A 21494-nucleotide genomic window follows, 5' to 3' on the forward strand; every position below is an offset into this window, starting at 1 on the left:
GGAGTGCGACCGCCACGGTTCGTGCTGTTCACGACAGGGTTCCTGGAGCCCGGGTACCGCCGGTTCATCGAGCGTCGCCTGCGTGAGGAGTTCGGGTTCGAGGGCACGCCCATCGAGGTCTCCATGAAGATCCGAGAGAAGCGGGGCGGCAAGAAGAAGTAGCCGCCCGGGCTCCTCCCGGACCCTTTCTGCTGGCCGGCCCGCCCGGCCGGGTTGTGCCGCGGCCGGGCGGGTCGCGCTTCACATCCCCGGTGTACGGGGATTCGACTGGTACGGGGCCACCATCCGGTCACCGTGCTGCGGCGCAGCGGAGTCGGGCTCCGGACGCCGCGCGTAGCGCCGGGGGAGGGGCTGGGTCTCGCCGACCGGCCGGGCCGGCTCGGGGGGGATGCCATCGGGTGGCGTGCTCTTCGGGTAGGCGGTCTCGTGCGGGGGCACCGCGGCCTGCTCCTCGGCCAACCTGGCGTCGCGCACCGCGACCACGGCCAGCCGGCCGAGTGCCAGCGCCGCGAAGAACACGATGAGGGCACCGAGGCCGTAGAAGAACGCGAGCTGCTCGGCGACCTGCTTGGCCTCGTCACCGACCGGGCTGCCGGTGGCGCTGGCCCCGTTCTCGGTCCACAGGGCGCTCACCGGCCCGCCGACCACGAACCAGGCACCGCCGAGAGCGGCGATCCAGGCTCCGAACATCGCAACGACGCGGTTGGCGCTGAGCAGCAGGATCAGCCCGCCGAGCCCGGTGGCCACCGCCGGCGCGATCGCGAGCCAGAGCCGGTCGGAGGTGTAGACCCAGGCCTTGTCGGGCGTGTAGGCGAAGTCGACGTACGGGCCGACGAACGGGATGAGGCCGCCCCACAGCCCGAGCAGCAGCAGTAGCAGGCCGCTGAACGCGCCGCGGCTCCGAGGGACTCGCAGTGTTCCTGCCATGACGATCTCTCTCAATCGGGGGGGACGCGATTGGGTTTTCAGCGGGCCCTTTACCCGACGATGACCTCTCTATGCGGCGTCCGCGCAAACGGACACACGCTGAAGCCGGCCGCCGCCGCGCTTGGGCGGGTCTCGCGCCGATCCGTACGGTGGTGGGCCATGGGGGAGATCATGGGCATGGCGGAGGTGACGTGGTGGATCAGGCTGGCGGAAGGACTCGGGGAGCCGGTGGATCGGTGAGCCGGGATGTCGTGGTGGTGCACGCGGGAGAACCGCCGCCGGCCGACTGGCACGCCGCCGTGTTCCTCGCCGGGCCCTCGCCGCGCCGTCCGGAGACGGAGTCATGGCGGCCGGAGATGATCGAGCGGATCCGGGAACAGTGGCGGGAGGACGGCCGCCTGGTGGTGTTCGACCCCGAGCGGCGTGACGGGCACTACGCCGACTACACGGGGCAGGTCGAGTGGGAGGAACGGAGTCTCCACCTCGCCGACGAGGTGATCTTCTGGGTCCCCCGGGAGCTCGCCGCGATGCCCGCGTTCACGACGAACGTGGAGTGGGGGATGTGGCACGACAGCGGACGCGTGGTGTTCGGGGCGCCGCCGGAGGCGCCCGGGAACCGGTACCTGCTCCACTACGCGGACACCTGCGGGGTCCCGACGGCGACGACGCCGGCCGACACGGCGGCCGCGGCGCTGCGGAAGATCGGGGCGGGCGCGTACCGCAGGGACGGCGAACGCGGGGTGCCGCTGCTCGTCTGGCGCACCGAGAGTTTCCGGCGGTGGTACCAGGCGCAGCGGGGAGCCGGGAACGCCCTACGCGCGGCCCGCGTGGTGTGGACCTTCGGGGGCCAGGACCACGGCCGGGACCCTGGCCAGGGGCAGGAGGAAGGCCAGGGGCAGGACGAAGGTCAGAGGCAGGGGCGGGCTCTGGCGTACTGGGCCCTGCACGTCCACGTGCACGTGGCGGCCGAGGACCGGGTGAAGTGCAACGAGGTGGTCATCTCGCGGCCCGACACCAGCGTCGTGGCGCTGTACCGGCGGGGCGCGGAACCGGATGACACGACGGTCGTGCTGGTCCGTGAATTCCGCAGTGCGGCGGCCACCTCGGACGGGTTCGTCCACGAGCTGCCCGGCGGCTCGGGGCCGGGCGACCCGCTGGGCCAGGCGATCAGCGAACTCGACGAGGAGACCGGCCTGGTGCTCGAGCCGGGACGGCTCCGCGCCCACGGCGCCCGTCAGGTGGCGCCGACCGTCTCGGCCCACCGCGTGCACCTGTTCTCAGCCGAGATCACCGCCGCCGAGCTCGATCGGTTGCGCGTGGCCGGCCCGCACGGCGTCGCCGCCGACGGCGAACGCACCCATGTCGAGATCCGCACGTACGGGGAGGTCCGCTCGGGCGGCCTGGTCGACTGGGCGACCCTCGGCATGCTGGCCGAGGCGCTGGGCGAGGTCAGGCCGCCACCAGGGTCGCCGCCGCGGCGGGCCGACGCTGGCGGGCGTTCGTAGTGAGGAAGTGCTTCACGAGACGCACGATCAGGGCCTCGAGCACCGTGAGAAGCGCCTTGGCCAGCACAGCGGCCAGGAAGTCGGTCACTGTAACCTCCGGTTTGGGGTGGTCTGTCGGGTTCCGGAGGAAACTCTATGCCTGATTTTTAGCTAAATGTGACGGAAGTCCGGTTCTGTTTTGGTGAACATTCGGTAACCGATCGCTACGAGCCGGAATGATCAGACCCTGGAGTCACGCCGACCTGGCGGCCCCGCGGCGCGAGCCGCCGTTCGAGGACGCCCGCGGATCCTTTTTCAGGGCCCGCTTGGCGAGGATGGTGCCGGCGCCGATCGCGGCCGCCACCGGCCACTCGATCACTCCGAACGCGGCCAGCGCTCCGAGTCCGGCGTAGTAGGCCATGCGCTCGGCGGACGGCAGTGAGGACTGGGCGCTGGAGACGGCGTGGCCGACGGCCCTGGGGTGGACCCGTGGAACGTGCGGCGCGCGCACCTGCACGGTGAGGAGCGGCATCTTTACGGTGACGCTGGACCGCGACGACTCCAGGTTCGAAGGCTTGGACGGCGTGCTGTCGCGCGACGTCCTAGCGGGAGAGCTGCGCCCCGAGACCGTCGACGGAGCGTTGCGCCCTGCCGCCGTGGGCCGCGAACTCCGTCCGGACGGTTTGGATGCCGCCTTGCGCCGAGTCGGTGCAGGCGCGGTCTTCGTCTGAGCCATATCCGGTTCCCCCTGGTGTCCTTGCGGTGGGCTTTTCGACGGTAACCCGCATCGGTCCGGACGTCCGGGGCCGAAAGTCCTTTGATGTCGGGCCATGCGTCGGTGGTGGGCGCCGGTGTGGTCGGACGGCCACCGCCGCACTGCTCTAATGCCGTCCGGACGGGTGCGTCCGGCGTTCGAGAAGTGCGGGGCCTCGAATGTGGTGCGGGTCACATTCGTTCGGGAAACGCTGCTATGAACGGCGTTGCATGCCCGACATCTTCGGGCATGTCAGGAAATTGGTCTAATCCATTGGTCTGGGCCAATTGGTCAATTCGGTAATCGTTCGTCATGATGCGAAGAACCGATGGACAGCGTAAGGAGCTGCTCGTGTCCCACCAGGTCTCTGGTCTCGACCAGGCCCCGACCAGCCACACCGCGTTGATTGACTGGGTTCGTGACATCGCCGAACTGGCCCAGCCCGAGCGAATTGAGTGGTGCGACGGCTCGGAGGCCGAATGGCAGAGGCTCACCGACCTCCTCGTCGAGCAGGGTACCTTCAAACGCCTGAACCCTGAAAAACGCCCTAATAGCTTCTACTGCGCATCCGATCCGACCGACGTCGCGCGCGTGGAGGATCGCACGTTCATCTGCTCCGAGAAGGAGCAGGACTCGGGCCCCACCAACAACTGGATCGCCCCCGCCGAGATGCGCGCCACCTTCGGCGAGATCTTCAAGGGCTGCATGCGCGGTCGCACGATGTACGTGGTGCCGTTCTGCATGGGCCCGCTGGGCGGCAGCATCTCCCAGCTGGGTGTGGAGATCACCGACTCTCCGTACGTCGCCGTCTCCATGCGGATCATGACCCGGATGGGCGAGCCGGCCCTGCGCCTCATCGAGGAGCGCGGCTCGTTCGTGAAGTGCGTGCACTCGGTCGGTGCCCCGCTCGAGCCCGACCAGGCCGACGTGCCGTGGCCGTGCAGCTCGACCAAGTACATCTCGCACTTCCCCGAGACCCGCGAGATCTGGTCCTACGGCTCGGGGTACGGCGGCAACGCGCTGCTGGGCAAGAAGTGCTACGCCCTGCGCATCGCCTCGACCATGGCGCGAGACGAGGGCTGGCTGGCCGAGCACATGCTCATCCTCAAGCTCACCCCGCCGACGGGCAAGGCCCGCTACGTCGCGGCCGCGTTCCCCTCGGCCTGCGGCAAGACAAACCTCGCCATGCTGGAGCCCACCGTCCCCGGCTGGAAGGTCGAGACGATCGGCGACGACATCGCCTGGATGCGGTTCGGCGAGGACGGCCGGCTGCACGCCATCAACCCCGAGGCGGGCTTCTTCGGCGTCGCCCCCGGCACCGGCGAGTCGACCAACGCCAACGCGATCAAGACGCTGTGGGGCAACAGCATCTTCACCAACGTCGCGCTCACCGATGACGGGGACGTCTGGTGGGAGGGCCTCACCGACGAGCCTCCCGCGCACCTCACCGACTGGAAGGGACGGGACTGGACGCCGCAGGACGCCACCGAGCCCGCCGCCCATCCCAACGCCAGGTTCACGACGCCGGCGGGGCAGTGCCCGATCATCGCGCCGGAGTGGGAGGACCCGAACGGCGTGCCGATCTCGGCCATCCTGTTCGGCGGCCGGCGCGCCACGGCGGTGCCGCTGGTCACCGAGTCCTTCGACTGGCATCAGGGCGTCTTCCTCGGCGCCAACGTGGCCTCGGAGAAGACCGCGGCGGCTGAGGGCACGGTCGGTGAGCTGCGGCGCGACCCGTTCGCGATGCTGCCGTTCTGCGGCTACAACATGGGCGACTACTTCGCCCACTGGCTGAAGCTCGGGGCCTCGGCCGATCCGGAGAAGCTGCCGCGGATCTACTACGTCAACTGGTTCCGCAAGGACGCCGACGGGAACTTCCTGTGGCCGGGCTTCGGCGAGAACAGCCGGGTCCTGAAGTGGATCGTGGAGCGGCTGAACGGGCGGGCCGACGTGGTCAAGACTCCGATCGGCGGCCTCCCGACCAAGCAGGCGTTGGACACGAGCGGCCTGGACATCGACGACGCCGATCTCGACACGCTCCTGTCGGTCGACCTCGAGGTGTGGAGGCAGGAGGCCGCGCTGATCCCGGAGTTCTTCGACACCTTCGGCGACCACCTCCCGCAGGGCCTGCGGGACGAGTACAACGCTCTGATCAACCGCCTGGGCTGAAACGCGCTGGGCGGCCCCCGCGCCGGGCCGCCCAGCCCCCTGGCCCGCCCGTGATGGCAGGTGACTCCCACGGCACCCGGCGGCTCAGCGGCCGCCCTCGGCCGACGGGCGCAGCTCATGCGCCGCGTGTCCGGCACGGCGCGGAGCCGGCTCGCGTCCCTGCGGCTGAATCGGCCTCGGCAGGCCGGGCGCGGCGGGGATCGGCCATTCGGCCGGCTCGCCGTCGAGGACGAATTCCTCCCCGTGGTGGGTCAGCGTCAGCTCGTCCCCGCCGAGCAGCTCGTACGTGGCGCTGCCGGCGGTCACGGTGACGCGCAGGCGGCGGCCGCGGTAGCGCATGCGGAACGCCAGCCGGGTGATGCCGCCGGGCAGCCGCGGCGCGAAGCGCAGGCGCCCGTCGTGGGCGCGCATGCCGCCGAACCCGGCGACGAGCCCGGTCCACGCCCCGGCGAGCGAGGCGATGTGCAGCCCGTCGCGGGTGTTCCTGGCGAGATCGCGCAGGTCCATGAGCGCGGTCTCGCCCAGGTAGTCGTGGGCCAGGTCGAGATGCCCCACCTCCGCCGCGATCACCGCCTGCGTCTGGGCGGACAGCGAGGAGTCGCGCACGGTCAGGGCCTCGTAGTAGCCGAAGTTCCGTGCCTTCTGCTCCTCGGTGAACGCGGCGCCCTGCAGGTGCATGGCCAGCACCAGGTCCGACTGCTTGACGACCTGCTTGCGGTAGAGGTCGAAGTAGGGGAAGTTCAGCAGCAGCGGGTACTGCTCGGATTCGGTCGCCGCGAAGTCCCAGCGGGCGTGGTCGGTGAAGCCCTCGCTCTGCGGATGCACTCCCAGCCGCTCGTCATAGGGGAGGTGCATCGCGGCGCCCGCGTTGCGCCATGAGGCCGCCTCCTCGGTGGTGACCCCGAGCTCTTCGGCGAGGTCGGGGTGGCGCATGGCCATGGCGGCGGCGGCGCGCAGGTTCTGCCGCGCCATGAGGTTGGTGTAGACGTTGTTGTCGGCGACCGCGCTGTACTCGTCCGGCCCGGTGACGCCGTCGATCCGGAAGACGCCGTCGACATCGTGGTGGCCCAGGTCGCGCCACAGCCTGGCCGTCTCCACCAGCAGCTGCAACCCGAACTCGCGCTCGAACCGCTCGTCCTCGGTCGCGTCCAGATAGCGCACGACCGCGTCGGCGATGTCGGCGTTGATGTGGAACCCCGCCGTGCCCGCCGGCCAGTAGCCCGAGCACTCCTGCCCGCGGATGGTCCGCCAGGGGAAGGCCGCTCCCGCGAGGCCCAGCTGGCCGGCGCGCTCGCGGGCCAGGGGAAGGGTCATGTGCCGCCAGGTGAGCGCGTCGGCGGCGGCGTCCGGCCGGGTATAGGTGAGGACCGGCAGCACGAAGGTCTCGGTGTCCCAGAAGGTGTGCCCGTCGTAACCGGGCCCGGTGAGGCCCTTGGCGGCGATCATCCGCCGCTCGGCGCGGGCGCCCGCCTGCATGATGTGGAACAGCGCGAAGCGCACGGCCTGCTGGACCTCGGCGTCCCCTTCGAGCTCGACGTCGGCGCCGGACCAGAACTCGTCGAGATGGTCGCGCTGCTCCTTCAGCAGGCCGTCCCAGCCCGCGTGCCGTGCCGCCGCCAGCGCGGCCACCACCTGGTCGTGCAGGGCGGGGCGCGACCGGCGGCTGGACCAGCCGTAGGCGAGGAACTTCACGATCCGCAGCCGCTGGCCCGGCTCCAGCCGGGTCGCCACGGTCAGCCGGCCGACGTCCGGAGAGCTCTCGCTCTCCACCGCCATGTGCTCCGGGCCCTCGATCTGGTGGGTCATTCCTGCGGCCATCCGCAGCCCGCTGTGCCGGGTGCGGTGCACCAGCACCACCTTGGTGCCGTTGGCGACGTGCTCCTCGCTCACCAGCGGGGCCTCCAGCACCGCCGCCGCGCGCGGATCGCGGCCCAGGTCGGGCAGCGCCTCGTTGGCCACGAGCTCCGACTGGATCACGACCCGCACCGGTCCGTCCACCGGCTCGACCTCGTAACAGATCGCCGCGACGGCCCGCTGGGTGAGCGAGACCATCCGCACCGAGGTGATCCTTACCGTCCGGCCCGCCGGAGAGGTCCACTCCACCCGCCGGGTGAGGGTTCCCGCCCGCATGTCGAGCACCCGCTCATGGTCCACCAGCCGGCCGTACCGCACGTCGAACGGCTCGTCGTCGACCAGCAGCCGGATCAGCTTGCCGTTGGTGACGTTGATGATGGTCTGACTGGACTCGGGATAGCTGTTACCGGCCTCGGCGTGCGACAGCGGCCGCAGCTCGTAGAAGGAGTTCAGATAACTCCCCGGCAGCCCGTGCGGCTCGCCTTCGTCGAGATTGCCGCGCAGCCCCACGTGCCCGTTGGACAGCGCGAAGACCGACTCGCTCTGCGCGAGCCGGTCGAGCCGCAGTTCCGGTTCCCGCACGCACCACGGGTCCACCTCGTACACCGGCAGGTCCGTCACGTGCGCTCCAGCAGTTCGGTCAGGTCCTCGACCACGACGTCCGCGCCGTGTTCTCGCAGCCGTGCCGCCTGGCCGGCGCGGTCGACACCGATCACGATCGCGAACCCGCCCGCGCGCCCCGCCGCCACCCCGGCGAGGGCGTCCTCGAACACCGCGGCCTGGTCAGGTGGCACGCCGAGCGCTTCGGCGCCGGCCAGGAACATGTCCGGGGCGGGCTTGCCGGGCAGTCCGCGTTCCTGCGCGACCAGGCCGTCGACCCGCGCCTCGAACAGATCGCTGATACCCGCCGCCTTGAGCACCTGGACGGTGTTGGCGCTCGACGACACCACCGCGGTGCGCAGCCCCGCGGCGCGGGCGGCCCGGACGTAGCCGATCGAGCCGTCGAACACCTCGACGCCCCGCTCGTCCAGCAGGCGCAGCACCAGTTCGTTCTTGCGGTCGCCCAGCCCCTGGACGGTGGGCGCGTCCGGCGGATCGCCGGCCGTGCCTTCGGGCAGGGTCATGCCACGGGAGGCGAGGAACGAGCGGGTCCCGTCCTCACGGCGCTTGCCGTCGACGTACTCGCCGTAGTCGTTCACCGGGTCGAACGGCACGAACGGCTCGCCCGACCGCGTGGCCCGCTCTCGCAGGAAGTCGTCGAACATCTCCTTCCACGCGGCGGCGTGCACTGCCGCCGTCCGGGTCAGCACGCCGTCCAGGTCGAACAGGCACGCGCGTACGCCATCCGGGAGTCCCAGCATCTGCACTCTCCACCGTCGTCGGTGCCCGCAACGTTGTCCGCAACGTTATGCATGATCCAGGAATGTCGCACCTGTTCGCACGGCACCCCCCGGATCGGTCATCGGTGATGCGGGATCAGGTGGCGCCATCAGGGGCGGTGCGGCCGCGGTGTGACGGCTCAGTGCACCGCACGTGCGGTACGGCGCCGCGCCGGCGTGCGGCCGGGCGGCTGGCTCGGACGGGGGCCGGGCGTCACTTCGGGGACGGCCAGATCGACCGGCTCGCCGCCTAGTGAGAACTCCTCACCGTGGTGCGACAGCGACAGCGGCTCTCCGCTCACCAGCGCGTAGGTCGCGTGGTCGTGGGTCACCTCGATCCGCAGGCAGCGGCCCCGGTAACGCATCCGGAACGCGAGCCGGGCGATGCCGCTGGGAACGCGCGGCGCGAAACAGAGCCGGCCGTCGGGCGTGCGCATCCCGCCGAGCCCGGCCACGAGCGAGATCCAGGTGCCGGCCAGCGCCGCGAGGTGCAGGCCGTCGCGGGTGTTGTGCTCGAGGTCGTGCAGATCCATCAGCGCCGCCTCGCCGACGTAGTCGTGGGCCAGTTCCAGCTGCCCCACCTCGGCGGCGAGCACGGCCTGCGTACACGCGGACAGCGACGAGTCCCGCACCGTCAGCTGCTCGTAGTAGGCGAAATCGCGGGCCTTCTGCTCCGGCGTGAAGGCGTCGCCGCGCAGGTGCAGGGCAAGGACCAGATCGGCCTGCTTGACGACCTGTTTGCGGTAGAGATCGAAGTAGGGGAAGTTCAGCAGCAGCGGGTACTGCTCAGGGGTGGTGGCGGCGAAGTCCCAGCGGGCGTGGTCGGTGAACCCCTCGTTCTGCGGATGCACGCCGAGCCGCTCGTCGTAGGGCACGTACATCGCCGTCGCCGCGTCGCGCCAGCCGGCCGCCTCCTCGGTGGTCACCCCGAGCCGGCCCGCGCGCTCGGGGTACCGGCAGGACGTCTCGGCGGCGGCCATCAGGTTCCGCTGCGCCATCAGGTTGGTGTATACGTTGTTGTCGGCGACCGCGGTGTACTCGTCCGGGCCGGTGACACCGTCGATGCGGAAGCGGCCCTCGGGGTCGTGTTGGCCGAGGCTGCGCCAGAGCCGCGCCGTCGCGATCAGGAGCTCCAGCCCCACCTCCCGCTCGAACTCCTCGTCTTCGGTGGCGTCGACGTAGCGGATGGCCGCGTCGGCGATGTCGGCGCCGATGTGGAAGGCGGCCGTGCTCGTCGGCCAGTAGCCCGAGCATTCCTCGCCGCCGATCGTTCGCCAGGGAAAGGCGGCCCCCTGCAGGCCGAGCTGCGCGGCGCGATCGTGAGCGCTGGGCAGCGTCCTCTGCCGCCAGGTCAGCGCGTCGGCGGCGGCGGACGGCCGGGTGTAGGTGAGCACGGGCAGCACGAACGTCTCGGTGTCCCAGAACGTGTGGCCGTCGTAGCCCGTCCCCGTCAGGCCCTTCGCCGCTATCGGCCGGTGCTCGGCGCGCGCCCCCGCCTGCACGATGTGAAAGAGCGCGAAGCGCACCGCCTGTTGAACCTCCGGGTCGCCGTCGACCTCGACGTCGGCGCCCTCCCAGAAGTGGTCGAGAAAGGCCCGCTGGTCGGCGAGCAGCCCGTCGAAGCCGCTCAGCCGGGCGCCCGCGAGCGCCGCCACGACCTGGTCGTGCAGCGCCGGCCGGGAGCGTTCGCCGGACCAGCCGTAGGCGATGAACTTCACCACGCGCAGACGCTCGCCCGGCTCCAGCCAGGTCACGGTGGTCAGCCTGCCGATGTCCGGGGAGCTCTCCCGTTCCGACTCCGTCCCCTCGGGCCCGTCGATCACGTGGCCCATGCCGGCGGCGACCCGGAGTCCGCTGTGCCGCGTCCGGTGCACCAGCACCGCGCCGTACGGGGTGACGGCGTCCTCCTCGCTCTCGAGCGGTGACTCCAGCCGATGGGCCACCCGCGGGTCCTTGCCCGGATCGGGCAGCGACTCGTTGGCGACGAGCTCGGACTGCACCACCGCCCGCAGCGGCTGGTCCACCGCCTCGACCTCGTAGCAGATCGCCGCCACCGCCCGCTGGGTCAGCGAGACCAGCCGGGTGGACGTGACGCGCACGGGACAGCCGGCCGGGGAGGTCCACTCGGCCCGCCGGGCGAGAGTCCCGGCGCGCAGGTCGAGGATGCGCTCGTGGGTGCGCAGCTCCCCGTAGCGGACGTCGAACGGCTCATCGTTGACCAGCAGGCGGATCAGCTTGCCGTTGGTCACGTTGATGGCGGCCTGGTCGCTCTCGGGGTAGCCGTACCCGGCCTCGGCGTACGGCAGCGGCGCCAGTTCGAACACGGAGTTGAGGTAGGTGCCCGGCAGGCCGTGCGGCTCGCCCTCGTCGAGATTGCCGCGCAGCCCCAGATGCCCGTTGGAGAGCGCGAACACCGATTCGCTCTGCGCCAGGGTGTCGAGGTTGAGCTCGCATTCGCGGATCCGCCACGGTTCCACCGCGTAGGCCGATTGCTCGATCATTCGTGCTCCAGCAGCTCAACCAGGTCGTCCACCACGAGGTCGGCCCCGTGCTCCAGCAGTTCCCTGCGGTGGCCGACCCGGTCCACGCCGATGACGACGGCGAAGCCGCCGGCCCGGCCCGCGGCCACGCCGGCCAAGGCGTCCTCGAACACCGCCGCGCGCTCCGGGAGCACGCCGAGCGCCTTCGCACCGGCGAGGTAGGTGTCCGGTGCGGGCTTTCCCGCGAGCCCCAGCCGGCCGGCGACCAGGCCGTCGACCCGGGCGTCGAAGAGATCCGCGAGGCCGGCCGCGTCGAGCACCTGCGCGGTGTTGGCGCTGGAGGAGACCACGGCGGTGCGCAGGCCCGCACCACGTACCGCGCGGACGTACTCGACGGATCCCTCGAACACCTCGACGCCGTCCTCGGCCATCCGGTGGAGCACGAGTTCGTTCTTGCGCTCGCTCAGCCCGTGCACGGTCGGGGTGCCCGGCGGGTCGCCTGGGGCGCCCTCCGGCAGGTCGATGCCGCGCGAGGCGAGGAACGAGCGGGTGCCGTCCTCCCGCGGCCGGCCGTCGACGTAGTCGGAGTAGTCCCTGGCCGGGTCGAACGGGACGAACGGCTCGCCGGTGCGGTCGGCCCTCGCGCGCAGGAACTCGTCGAACATCTGCCTCCACGCGGCGGCGTGCACCGCGGCGGTCCGGGTGAGCACGCCGTCGAGATCGAAAAGGCACGCCTGGACGGAATCCGGCACCCCGAACATCGATCGCCCCCCGCGGAGATCATGGAACGTGTACCAAGGTCCCTACCCTGCGATGGCCGAGCCATCCGTGAACCACCGGCAGGATGGAGGTGTGACCCTCATCGATCAGCTGCCCGCAGCCGCCGACCCCGACAATCTGTTCGAAGCCTTCGCGGGCTGGGTGGAGGAACGCGGGATCACGCTCTATCCGGCGCAGGAGGAGGCGCTGATCGAGGTGGTCTCGGGCGCCAACGTGATCCTCAGCACTCCCACCGGCTCGGGCAAGAGCCTGGTCGCGGCCGGGGCGCACTTCGCCGCACTCGGCCGCGACGAGTGCAGCTTCTACACCGCGCCGATCAAGGCCCTGGTCTCGGAGAAGTTCTTCGATCTCTGCGCGATGTTCGGCACCGAGAACGTCGGCATGATGACCGGGGACGCCAGCGTCAACCCGGACGCGCCGATCGTCTGCTGCACCGCCGAGGTGCTCGCCAACATCGCGCTGCGCGATGGCGCGGACGCCGACATCGGGCTCGTGGTCATGGACGAGTTCCATTTCTACGCCGAGCGGGATCGCGGCTGGGCCTGGCAGATCCCGCTGCTGGAACTGCCGAAGGCGCAGTTCCTGCTGATGTCGGCCACCCTCGGCGACGTCACGAGGTTCGAGCAGGACCTGACCAGGCGCACCGGCCGGCCGACCGCCCTGGTGCACTCGGCGATCCGGCCGGTTCCGCTGACGTACGAGTACCGTGACTCCCCTCTGCACGAGACGATCGAGCAGTTGCTCTCGGTGCAGAAGGCGCCGGTGTACGTGGTGCACTTCACCCAGGCGGCCGCCATCGAGCGGGCGCAGGCGCTGATGAGCATCAACGTGTGCACCCGCGCGGAGAAGGACGCCATCGCGGCGCTGATCGGGAACTTCCGCTTCACCACCCGCTTCGGCCGCAACCTGTCCCGTTTCGTACGGCACGGGATCGGTGTGCACCACGCCGGGATGCTGCCGAAGTACCGCAGGCTGGTGGAACGGCTCGCCCAGGCCGGGCTGCTCAAGGTCATCTGTGGCACGGACACGCTCGGCGTCGGGGTGAACGTGCCGATCCGCACGGTCGTGTTCACCGCCCTGTCGAAGTACGACGGCTCGCGGGTGCGCCGGCTGCGGGCCCGCGAGTTCCACCAGATCGCCGGCCGGGCCGGCCGGGCCGGGTTCGACACGGTGGGCTATGTCGTCGCGCAGGCGCCCGAGCACGTCGTCGAGAACCACAAGGCCCTCGCCAAGGCCGGCGACGATCCGAAGAAGCGCCGCAAGGTCGTCCGCAAGAAGGCGCCTGAGGGGTTCGTCAGCTGGGACGAGGACACCTTCATCAAACTGACCGCGGCCGAGCCCGAGCCGCTGCAGTCGAGGTTCCAGGTCAGCCACGCGATGCTGCTGTCGGTCATCGCCCGGCCGGGCAACGCCTTCCAGGGGATGAAGAAGCTGCTCACCGACAACCACGAGGAGCGCGCCGCGCAGCGCCGGCACATCGGCCAGGCCATCGCGATCTACCGTTCGCTGCTGTCCGGCGGGGTGGTGGAGCAGCTCGCCGAGCCGGACGCCGACGGCCGTTACGCCCGGATCACCGTCGATCTGCAGTCGGACTTCGCGCTCAACCAGCCGCTGTCGATGTTCGCGCTGGCCGCCTTCGAGCTGCTCGACCCCGCGTCGCCCTCGTACGCGCTCGACGTGCTCTCGGTCGTCGAGTCCACGCTCGACGACCCGCGCCAGATCCTCGCCGCCCAGGAGAACACGGCGCGGGGGGAGGCCATCGCCGAGATGAAGGCCGACGGCATCGAGTACGAGGAGCGGATGGAGCGCATCCAGGAGATCACCTATCCGAAACCCCTGGAGGAGCTGCTGGAGGGCGCGTACGAGATCTACCGCCGCGGGCACCCCTGGGTGGGCGACCACCCGCTGCGCCCGAAGTCGGTGGCGCGTGACCTGTACGAGCGGGCGATGACCTTCACCGAGTACGTCGGCGCCTACGAGCTCGCCCGCACCGAGGGCCTCGTGCTGCGCTACCTTTCCAGCGCCTACAAGGCACTGCAGCAGACCGTGCCAGAGTCCATCAAGACCGACGACCTCGTCGACCTGATCGAGTGGCTGGGCGAGCTGGTCCGCCAGGTCGACTCCAGCCTGCTGGACGAATGGGAGCAGCTGACCAATCCCGCCGCCGAGGGCGCGACCGGGGTCACCGACGAGCGTCCGGCCCCGGTCACCTCCAACAGCCGGGCGTTCCGGGTGCTGGTCCGCAACGCGATGTTCCGCAGGGTCGAGCTCGCCGCCCTCCGCAGGTACCACGAACTCGGCGAACTCGACGAGCACTCCGGGTGGGACGCCGCCGAGTGGCAGGAGGCGATGGGGGACTACTACGAGGAGCACGACGAACTGCAGACCGGCCCCGACGCACGGGGCCCGAAGCTGCTGCTCATCGAGGAGGAACCGGCCCTGGGCCTGTGGAGGGTACGGCAGATCTTCGACGACCCGGCCGGCGACCACGACTGGGGCATCAGCGCGGAGGTCGATCTCGCCGGGTCCGACGAGGCCGGCCGGGCCGTGATCCGCGTCACCGGCGTCGACCGGCTCTGACGCCCGCAGGGCACGGCGACCCCACGTGAGTGCTTAGCCATGCGCACTCATACGCGGCCGTGGTCGCGTATGAGCGCGCATGGCAACGCCGGGCCGGCGGCCGCCGGGTCACCCGGCGATCAGTCGACCGGGATCCAGGCCAGCGGCCTCGGATAGGCGAACGGCTGCAGCCGCCGTGCCGCCTGGACGGCGCGTACGACGGGATAGAGGGCGACCAGCGCGACCACCACCGGCAGCAGGTCGAAGAACACGTGGTCGGCCTCCAGCGCCGCCAGGGCATAGCGGATCACCAGCGCGCAGACGGCGAGGGTGGCCGAGAAGGAGAGCGCCTGGGCCAGGTGCCGGCGGAGCAGGCCGGCCTGATCACGGCTCCGGAACATCAGGAAGAGGGCGAGGGCCGGCACCCACATGAGCGGGAAGAACACGAGGGCGACGAGCACGGTGCCGGTGTGCGCCAGGGTCGCATGGGTCTTCACATCCGATGCGGTCAGCGGGTGGTCGCCCTGGGACCACCAAGGACTGGGGTCGGCCGTGCTCTGGGTCTCCGGCGGAGGGGGAGGGGGAGGGGTCTCATCTACACTCATCACAGATCCAAGGTGAGGGCGTCAAGTGCCGATCATCGTCCCATATCGGGCGCTGCGAATCATTGGCTCCCGAACGGAGATCGGCCACGCTGCTCACGTCGGTACTCGCGCCGAAAAAGATGCGGAACGGCGAGGGAACCGGTCGCGTAGGGGGCACGTTGTCGTAACGTACCGCGCACGGCCAATGGAGGCCGCTGTCGATCAAGTGCATGGAGGTTCATGGTGGGAGTCAGTCTGTCCAAGGGCGGCAACGTCTCGTTGACCAAGGAGGCCCCGGGGCTGACCGCCGTGGTGGTCGGCCTGGGCTGGGATGTGCGCACCACCACCGGGAGCGACTTCGACCTCGACGCCAGTGCTCTGTTGTGCACGGACGCGGGCAAGGTCGCCTCTGACAAGCATTTCGTGTTCTTCAACAACCTGAAGAGCCCGGAAGGCTCGGTGGAGCACACCGGCGACAACCTCACCGGCGAGGGCGAGGGCGACGACGAGCAGATCAAGGTGAACCTCGCGACCGTTCCGGCCGAGGTCACCAAGATTGTTTTCCCGGTGTCGATCTATGACGCCGATTCACGCAGCCAGAACTTCGGCCAGGTCCGCAACGCCTTCATCCGCGTCGTGAACCAGGCCGACAACGCTGAGCTGGCCCGCTACGACCTGACGGAAGACGCCTCGACCGAGACCGCGATGGTCTTCGGGGAGCTCTACCGCAACGGCGCCGAGTGGAAGTTCCGTGCCGTCGGCCAGGGCTACGCCTCGGGGCTGGCGGGCATCGCGAGCGACTTCGGCGTCACCGGCTGACCCGTTCATCGCGACTGGCACAGCGCATGAGGCGCCTCCCCTGGTCGGGGGAGGCGCCTTCGTGCTGCGGGGGTCAGGCGGGGGTGAGCAGGGTGGCGAGCAGATCGTCCAGGCTGATCAGCCCGATCAGCCGTCCGTCTGCGTCATGCACCAGGCCGAGCTGGCTGTGCCGGCCCCGAAGGGTCGCGACGGCGTCGGTCACCCTGGTGTCCACGGTGAGCGCCGGCACCGGGTGGGCCAGCCGCACGGCCGGCGGGCAACGGCCCTCAGCACGCGCGAGATAGGCGTCACGCACGTGGATCATCCCGGTCGGCGTTCCCGTGTCCTCACGGAGCAGGATCCGGGTGCGCTGGGTGCGCGCCGCGGTGTCGATCACGGCCTGCGGATCCGCGTCCGGTGGCACGGACACGATGTCGGCCGCCGGGATCACCAGATCGGCGAGCTCGGCCTGCGGCGCCTGCAGCGCCCGGCTGAGCAGGTTGCGGTCGGTCTCCTCGATCAGCCCGAGCCGCCGTGACTCCTCGACCAGATGGCGCAGCTGCTCGGGCGTACGGGACGTGCTGAACTGGTCGCGCGGCTGGATACCGATCAGGCGCAGGAGCAGGTTGCTGATGCCGTTCAGAGCGGCCAGCGCGGGCCGGACGGTCCGGGTGAAGGCCCGGAACGGCGGGGCGAGCAGGATCGCCGACCGCTCGGGGTGCGCGATGGCCCACGATTTCGGCGCCATCTCCCCGACCACCATGTGAAGGAAGGTCACGAGGCTCAGCGCGATCACGAACGCGACCGCGTGCGCGGCCGCCGTCGGCAGCCCCAGCGAGTGGAACGGCGGGACGAGCGTCTCGGCGATGACCGGCTCGGAGACCACCCCGAGGCCGAGCGAGCACATGGTGATGCCGAGCTGCGCGCCCGCGAGCATCAGCGAGAGCTCGCGGATGCCTGCCACGGCCGAGGCGGCGGCGCGGTTGCCCTCGGCGGCGGCCTTCTCCAGCCTGGCGCGTCTGGCGGCGATGAGCGCGAACTCGGCCGCCACGAAGAAGCCGTTGCCGATCAGCAACAGGATGGTCAGCGTGATGCCGAAGGGCAGGTTCACGGCATGCCTCCGGCCCGCCGGGCGTCCGCTCTGCCGATCATGGTGCGTCTTCCTTCTCGTCGTCCGCCGTGCTCTCCGTCGCCCGCAGCCTGATGTGCTCGGGCACGTGCCTGTCGACCGTGAGGACCTCGATGTCGACGTGCCGCGACGGACCCTCGGAGTCCGGGGGTGAAAGGTCGATGGTGACGGTGTCACCGGGCTCGGCGACCCGGCCGAGGCGCTCCAGCAGCAATCCCGCGACGGTGTCGTAGTCGCCCTCGGGCAGCGGGATATCGGTCAGTTCGCGGACCTCGTCCACCCGCAGCCCGGCGTCGGTGACCCACCAGCCGTCCCGCTGGACGGCCGGCGGCCCTTCGTCGGTGTCGGTCTCGTCAGAGATCTCCCCGACCAGTTCCTCTGCGACGTCCTCCCAGGTGACCAGGCCGGCGAACCCGCCGTACTCGTCGACGACGCAGGCGATCTCCTCTCCGCCGGCCTGCATGTGCGCCACCACGTTCGGCAGTGCGAGAGAGGAGGGCACCATCAGGGCGGGCCGTGCGATCTCGCGCACGGTGGTGAGCGCGGCCCGGCTCAGGTCGAGCGGGACGAGCTCGCGCAGCCCGACCACGCCGATGACGTCGTCGACGCGTTCTCCGACGACCGGGTAGTGGGAGTGCCCGTGTTCGGCGATGACCCCGCTCAGACTGTCGGCCGACGCGCTGCCCGAGACCGTGATGACGTCCACGCGCGGCACCATGACCTCATCGGCGCTGCGGTCGGAGAACACCAGGGCACGCCCGAGCAGGGTTGCGTGGCCGTCGGCGAGCTCTGCCCCGGACTCGCCGATGATGTGACCCAGTTCCTCGAGGGTGGCCCCGTGGTGCAGCTCTTCCACCGGCTCGATGCCCACGGCGCGCAGGAGCCGGTTCGCGGCGGTGTCGAACAACCGGATGACGGGCCCGGCGACCATCATGTAGATCAGCGTGGAGCGGGCCAGCGCACGGGCCAGCGGCTCCGGCTCGGCCAGCGCGAGATTCTTGGGGAAGAGCTCGCCCAGCACCATCTGAACGATCGTGGCCAGGACGAAACCCGCCGCGAGCGCGATGCCGTCGACGGCTCCCGCCGGTACGCCGATGGCGTCGAGCAACGGGGCGAGGACCTCGGCCAGCGCCGGTTTGGCGATGAATCCGACCACCAGCGTGGTGACCGTGATACCCAGCTGGGCGCCGGAGAGCATGAACGACAGTCGTTCCATCACCTGGACGGCTCTGGCGGCCTTCTTGTCGCCCGCGGCGGCCTGCTGCCGCAGTGCCAGCCGATCGGCGGTGACGAAGGCGAACTCCTGGGCCACGAAGTAACCGGTGGCGGCCGTCAGCACGATGATCGCCAAGAGACCGAGCGCGATGCTCACGGCGTGTCCTCCGTCGCGGAGGAGCACACGCGATCATGCTGGGGATGATGGGGGTCCGAATCTGCGGACGGCAACGGCTTTCCCTCTCTGGTCCGGCGTGGGGAGCGGCCCCCTGCAACCGAAGATAGTTCATGATCGTGAGCTGATGGCACCCAGCCCGGCATGGGACGGCCGCACCGGATCACCGGCGCGTGGAACGCTCGGCGCTTCGGACGGCCGGCGGAGGGACAGCGCCGCGGCGACACAGGCGAGCGGCACCACGGGCAGGACGTATCGGTGGTCGAAATCCAGGACCGCCACAGGGAGCACGAGGAGCGCCGTGGCCGCTCCCCACGGGACGAGTGAGCCCCGGCGCAGCCCCAGCGCGCCGAGCCCGAGGATCGCGGCCAGGAACGGCCCGCGCAGGTATGCCGGGTACTGATAGGCGCGTAGGAAGCCCGAGTACGGTTCGACGGAACGGTAGGTCCCCGTGGCGCCCGGTGCGTAGGCGTCGAGGACGTGCAGGGCGTACGCCGGGACGCCGACCGGCTCCAGGCGACCCTTGGCGAAGCCGAACGCCGGCGTCACCCGCTTCGGATGACGGGCGGGGGTCCAGTGGAAGGCCAGCGAGACGTCGTGCGCCACCGAGCCGGCATAGTCCAGCGGCTGCGCCAAGACGGCGCGGACCGCGAAGGAGCGCGCGAGATCGCCGTTGGCGCGGCCTCCGGGCATCCGGTTGATCGGCGAGTCCGGTGCCCAGACGTACTCTGAGGCGGCGTCCTGCCAGGAGCCGTTAGGGCACAGCGCCGCCTCGGCGGGCGGGGGCTTGATCTGCGCGCAGTCGGCGAAGGTCATGGTGCGCGCCCACAGGGCGACGCCGTCTCCGGAGACCAGCGTGAACCTCCCGTACTCCATGTCGTACCAGCCCGCGTACAACACGAGAGGTAGCAGCCCCGCCCCGGCGGCGACGGCGAGCCGGCGCCGTCCGACGCGGCGGGCGGCCAGATAGAGCAGGGCCAGCCCGAGCAGGGGCAGTGCGATCGTCCGGGTGAGCGTCGCCAGCGCGAGCAGCGCGCCGCCCGCCGCGCCCGCGCGCACGGACAGCCGCGGCGACCAGATCAGCGTCACCACCGCCGCCACGACCAGGAAGATGAAGAGCGTGTCGGACAGCACCGCCTGCTCGAGCTGCAGCATTTGGCCGTCGAGCAGCACCGGCACGGTCGCGAGCGTCGCGGCCCATCGGGGCACGCCTCGGCGGCACAGCACCGCGTAGATCATCAATCCGGTCGCCAGGCCCAGTGCGTGCTGCGCCGCCACCACTGACTCGATGCTGTGGAACGGCCGGAGCAGCCACAGGAGGAACGGGTATCCGCTCGGCTGCAACTCCTCCCGAGGCCGGAGGTTCAGGGCCAGATCGAGATAGGTGTAGGAGTCGTACCAGTAGACGCGCCCGGGCCGGTAACCGAGCATCGTGACCGCCCTGAGCACCGCCGCGAGGACGACGACGACGGCGAACACCCGGTGCCGGGCGATGGCCGCCGGCCAATGGGTGACAACGACCTTCTTGCTGAGCGTGGGCATGGCGGAACGCTCCGTGTTCTCGTCAGGGGGACGGTGCGGCCCCGAGGGGCGAACAGGGTGAGGTGATCTATCGCGAGATCGGACCGGTCACGGCGGGCGGCCGCCCGCCGTGCCTACGGGCTGGGCCGGCCTCCGGGTGGCGGCGTCGGCACCGGTCTGCCGTGTGGGTCGTTCCATGGCAGGGCATGGTGAACGGCGAGTGCGACGACGAGCGGGCCGACGGCGCGGCGGTACCGGGGATTCCGCTCGCGGGAGGAGCACAGGGCGGGCGTTTCGGCCTCCCGCGACCGCGCGGGCGAGGTGCGGCGGCGCGGCGGCGGGTTCGGCGTAGGGCGGCCGCAGGCGGGGACGTTGTCAGGCCGGCGCCAGGCGGTCGTGAAGATCTCTGCGATCGCGTCCGCCGCGTCGTCCGGCGACGCGGTGCGTCGCCGGACGTAGCTCAACACGGACTGATACTGCGCCGTATAGAGGGCCTCGAAGCGCTGCTGAGGGTCGGGCGGGCCCACGCTGCATCCTTCCGCCGGGGGCTCTTGCCTCAGCACATGTCCGGATGCGGAGAATTGTTTCCCCTGGATGGAATGTTGTCGATTACGCCTGGGACTCGCTGTCGGCGATCCACGGCTCGTCGTGGAACGCCTGATCGGATCGGCGCGGGTCACACCGGAATCGTGAGGAGCCTGCGGCCGGTGTCGGTCTCCACCTCGAACCGAACGATCTCCGAGCGCAGGCTCGCCGTCCCGCCGTGGACCGCGAGGTGCGCGGGGGAGCCGGGCAGGCCGTAGCCGGCCTTGTGGACGGTCCACTCGGTCACCATGCGCCGGTCGCCACCACGGGTGACGGCCACCAGCCGGCACACGAGAGGGCCCCGGACCCTGCTGAGATCCAGGGCGACATGGGTTCCCCAGCCCTTGGTCTCCATGGCGACCGTGCCGGCCACCCGGGTCGTGGGGTCGGTGGCCGAACGACGTTCTCCGGTGTTGAGGAGGTCCTGCGCCAGGGTGCCGTGATCTTGCGCCGGTGGCAGGACGGGGCCGCCCTGGCCGGTGATGGCGATGCCTATGGTCACGCCACCGGCCAGCAGTGCGACTCCGGCGGCGGCGCCCAGTATCGCCGTCCCACGGCGGCGGCGACGCTCCGCGATCGCCCTGCGACGGTCCGCGGCCGCCCGGCGGCGCGGCCGCCCGATGGGGACAGGGGCGGCGGCGACCGGCAGGTCCCGTCCGGTCTGGCCGACCGCCGCGGGGCCGGCACCGGCGTGACCGGCGCCGAAGGGGCCGGCGCCGGAGGGCCCGACGTCGACGGGACTCACGCCGGAGAACAGCTGCCGCATGCCGGAGAGATCGGTGAACTCCGCGACACAGGAGTCGCACCTGGCGAGATGCAGCTCGAAGAGCTCTCGGTCGGTGTCGTCGAGCAGGCCCAGGGCGTAGGCACCGACGTCGGTGTGCTGGACGCCGTCGCTCATGGCGTCACCCCCCTCTCTTCGAGCGCCACCCGGAGGGCGCGCAGCGCGTAGTAGACCCGGGATTTGGCGGTGCCGATCGGAATGCCCAGTCTCTGGGCCGCCTCGTTGACAGTGCGGTCTTGGAGCACCGTCTCGGTCAGGATCTCGCGATGAGCGGGAGTGAGCGCCTTGAGCGCCTCGGATACGACCACGGTGCGCAG

At 70.7% G+C, this 21494-nt stretch carries 19 protein-coding genes and 1 pseudogene; 6 read left to right on the forward strand and 14 right to left on the reverse strand.

Annotated features, from left to right (window positions below; genetic code table 11):
- A pseudogene (engA, locus tag HKK72_RS24100) lies at positions 1–162 on the forward strand (ribosome-associated GTPase EngA); the annotation flags it as partial.
- Positions 163–240: 78 nt separating this feature from the next.
- Here the strand turns inward: engA and HKK72_RS24105 are convergent.
- Complete coding sequence (locus HKK72_RS24105) at positions 241–927, reverse strand: hypothetical protein (RefSeq protein WP_187236694.1); 687 nt, start codon at positions 925–927, stop codon at positions 241–243.
- A gap of 236 nt (positions 928–1163) precedes the next feature.
- Here HKK72_RS24105 and HKK72_RS24110 point away from each other — a divergent pair, with 236 nt between their 5' ends.
- The gene (locus HKK72_RS24110) at positions 1164–2432 is read left to right on the forward strand and encodes a nucleoside 2-deoxyribosyltransferase domain-containing protein (protein WP_187236695.1); all 1269 of its coding nucleotides are present in this window, start codon (positions 1164–1166) and stop codon (positions 2430–2432) included.
- Here HKK72_RS24110 and HKK72_RS24115 read toward each other — a convergent pair.
- Together HKK72_RS24115 and HKK72_RS24120 are read right to left on the reverse strand one after the other, a co-directional pair.
- A complete protein-coding gene (locus tag HKK72_RS24115) occupies positions 2377–2520 on the reverse strand; it encodes a hypothetical protein (protein ID WP_187236696.1) in 144 nt (47 codons plus the stop codon). The two genes, HKK72_RS24110 and HKK72_RS24115, sit on opposite strands and share 56 nt — an antisense overlap.
- Before the next feature lie 144 nt (positions 2521–2664).
- Positions 2665–2943 (reverse strand): hypothetical protein, encoded by a 279-nt coding sequence (locus HKK72_RS24120; protein WP_187236697.1) that lies wholly within the window; start codon positions 2941–2943, stop codon positions 2665–2667.
- Positions 2944–2950: 7 nt separating this feature from the next.
- Here HKK72_RS24120 and HKK72_RS24125 point away from each other — a divergent pair, with 7 nt between their 5' ends.
- Both HKK72_RS24125 and HKK72_RS24130 read left to right on the forward strand, forming a co-directional pair.
- On the forward strand, positions 2951–3142 hold the full coding sequence (locus HKK72_RS24125; RefSeq protein ID WP_187236698.1) for a hypothetical protein: 192 nt from the start codon (positions 2951–2953) through the stop codon (positions 3140–3142).
- Positions 3143–3480: 338 nt separating this feature from the next.
- On the forward strand, positions 3481–5334 hold the full coding sequence (locus HKK72_RS24130; protein WP_187236710.1) for a phosphoenolpyruvate carboxykinase (GTP): 1854 nt from the start codon (positions 3481–3483) through the stop codon (positions 5332–5334).
- Positions 5335–5418: 84 nt separating this feature from the next.
- On the opposite strand, the gene HKK72_RS24135 is transcribed toward HKK72_RS24130, so the two are convergent.
- The 4 genes from HKK72_RS24135 to HKK72_RS24150 form a co-directional block, all read right to left on the reverse strand.
- Positions 5419–7809: a glycoside hydrolase family 65 protein gene (locus tag HKK72_RS24135; protein WP_187236699.1), complete on the reverse strand. Its 2391-nt coding sequence runs from the start codon at positions 7807–7809 to the stop codon at positions 5419–5421.
- The gene (locus HKK72_RS24140) at positions 7806–8549 is read right to left on the reverse strand and encodes a beta-phosphoglucomutase family hydrolase (protein WP_187236700.1); all 744 of its coding nucleotides are present in this window, start codon (positions 8547–8549) and stop codon (positions 7806–7808) included. Before HKK72_RS24140 ends, HKK72_RS24135 begins: the two co-directional genes overlap by 4 nt.
- A 158-nt stretch (positions 8550–8707) precedes the next feature.
- The gene (locus HKK72_RS24145) at positions 8708–11068 is read right to left on the reverse strand and encodes a glycoside hydrolase family 65 protein (protein ID WP_187236701.1); all 2361 of its coding nucleotides are present in this window, start codon (positions 11066–11068) and stop codon (positions 8708–8710) included.
- Positions 11065–11808, reverse strand: coding sequence for an HAD family hydrolase (locus HKK72_RS24150; protein ID WP_187236702.1), 744 nt, complete (start codon positions 11806–11808; stop codon positions 11065–11067). The genes HKK72_RS24145 and HKK72_RS24150 overlap by 4 nt, the downstream gene beginning before the upstream one ends.
- Positions 11809–11860: 52 nt before the next feature.
- On the opposite strand from HKK72_RS24150, the gene HKK72_RS24155 reads away from it, so the two are divergent.
- Positions 11861–14407 carry a DEAD/DEAH box helicase gene (locus tag HKK72_RS24155; protein ID WP_187236703.1) on the forward strand — a complete coding sequence of 849 codons (2547 nt, stop codon included), beginning with the start codon at positions 11861–11863 and terminating at the stop codon, positions 14405–14407.
- A gap of 119 nt (positions 14408–14526) precedes the next feature.
- Here HKK72_RS24155 and HKK72_RS24160 read toward each other — a convergent pair whose 3' ends face one another.
- A complete protein-coding gene (locus HKK72_RS24160) occupies positions 14527–14991 on the reverse strand; it encodes a DUF4870 domain-containing protein (RefSeq protein ID WP_187236704.1) in 465 nt (154 codons plus the stop codon).
- Positions 14992–15213: 222 nt separating this feature from the next.
- Here HKK72_RS24160 and HKK72_RS24165 point away from each other — a divergent pair, with 222 nt between their 5' ends.
- Positions 15214–15789, forward strand: a complete 576-nt coding sequence (locus HKK72_RS24165; protein ID WP_187236711.1) for a TerD family protein — start codon at positions 15214–15216, stop codon at positions 15787–15789.
- Between the two features lie 73 nt (positions 15790–15862).
- On the opposite strand, the gene HKK72_RS24170 is transcribed toward HKK72_RS24165, so the two are convergent.
- From HKK72_RS24170 to HKK72_RS24195, 6 genes are all read right to left on the reverse strand, one after another.
- Positions 15863–16879 (reverse strand): hemolysin family protein, encoded by a 1017-nt coding sequence (locus tag HKK72_RS24170; RefSeq protein ID WP_187236705.1) that lies wholly within the window; start codon positions 16877–16879, stop codon positions 15863–15865.
- A 37-nt stretch (positions 16880–16916) separates the two neighbouring features.
- Complete coding sequence (locus HKK72_RS24175; protein ID WP_187236706.1) at positions 16917–18269, reverse strand: hemolysin family protein; 1353 nt, start codon at positions 18267–18269, stop codon at positions 16917–16919.
- A gap of 129 nt (positions 18270–18398) precedes the next feature.
- Entirely contained in the window at positions 18399–19829 is a 1431-nt protein-coding gene (locus HKK72_RS24180) for a hypothetical protein (RefSeq protein WP_187236707.1), read from the reverse strand.
- Between the two features lie 113 nt (positions 19830–19942).
- Positions 19943–20335, reverse strand: coding sequence for an RNA polymerase sigma factor (locus HKK72_RS24185; protein WP_187236708.1), 393 nt, complete (start codon positions 20333–20335; stop codon positions 19943–19945).
- A gap of 149 nt (positions 20336–20484) precedes the next feature.
- Positions 20485–21294, reverse strand: coding sequence for an anti-sigma factor family protein (locus HKK72_RS24190; protein ID WP_187236709.1), 810 nt, complete (start codon positions 21292–21294; stop codon positions 20485–20487).
- The coding region (locus tag HKK72_RS24195; RefSeq protein WP_315987420.1) for a sigma factor-like helix-turn-helix DNA-binding protein at positions 21291–21494 on the reverse strand (204 nt) is incomplete at its 5' end. The genes HKK72_RS24195 and HKK72_RS24190, both read right to left, overlap by 4 nt.

Source organism: Actinomadura sp. HBU206391 (genome assembly GCF_014323665.1).
GTDB lineage: Bacteria > Actinomycetota > Actinomycetes > Streptosporangiales > Streptosporangiaceae > Actinomadura_C.

Excerpts from the sequence above, each read along its gene's own strand:
- HKK72_RS24105 (WP_187236694.1), bottom strand. The coding sequence starts at position 927 with ATGGCAGGAACACTGCGAGTCCCTCGGAGCCGCGGCGCGTTCAGCGGC.
- HKK72_RS24120 (WP_187236697.1), bottom strand. The coding sequence starts at position 2,943 with ATGCCGCTCCTCACCGTGCAGGTGCGCGCGCCGCACGTTCCACGGGTC.
- HKK72_RS24130 (WP_187236710.1), top strand. The coding sequence starts at position 3,481 with ATGCGAAGAACCGATGGACAGCGTAAGGAGCTGCTCGTGTCCCACCAG.
- HKK72_RS24140 (WP_187236700.1), bottom strand. The coding sequence starts at position 8,549 with ATGCTGGGACTCCCGGATGGCGTACGCGCGTGCCTGTTCGACCTGGAC.
- HKK72_RS24145 (WP_187236701.1), bottom strand. The coding sequence starts at position 11,068 with ATGATCGAGCAATCGGCCTACGCGGTGGAACCGTGGCGGATCCGCGAA.
- HKK72_RS24150 (WP_187236702.1), bottom strand. The coding sequence starts at position 11,808 with ATGTTCGGGGTGCCGGATTCCGTCCAGGCGTGCCTTTTCGATCTCGAC.
- HKK72_RS24155 (WP_187236703.1), top strand. The coding sequence starts at position 11,861 with ATGGCCGAGCCATCCGTGAACCACCGGCAGGATGGAGGTGTGACCCTC.
- HKK72_RS24160 (WP_187236704.1), bottom strand. The coding sequence starts at position 14,991 with ATGAGTGTAGATGAGACCCCTCCCCCTCCCCCTCCGCCGGAGACCCAG.
- HKK72_RS24180 (WP_187236707.1), bottom strand. The coding sequence starts at position 19,829 with ATGCCCACGCTCAGCAAGAAGGTCGTTGTCACCCATTGGCCGGCGGCC.
- HKK72_RS24190 (WP_187236709.1), bottom strand. The coding sequence starts at position 21,294 with ATGAGCGACGGCGTCCAGCACACCGACGTCGGTGCCTACGCCCTGGGC.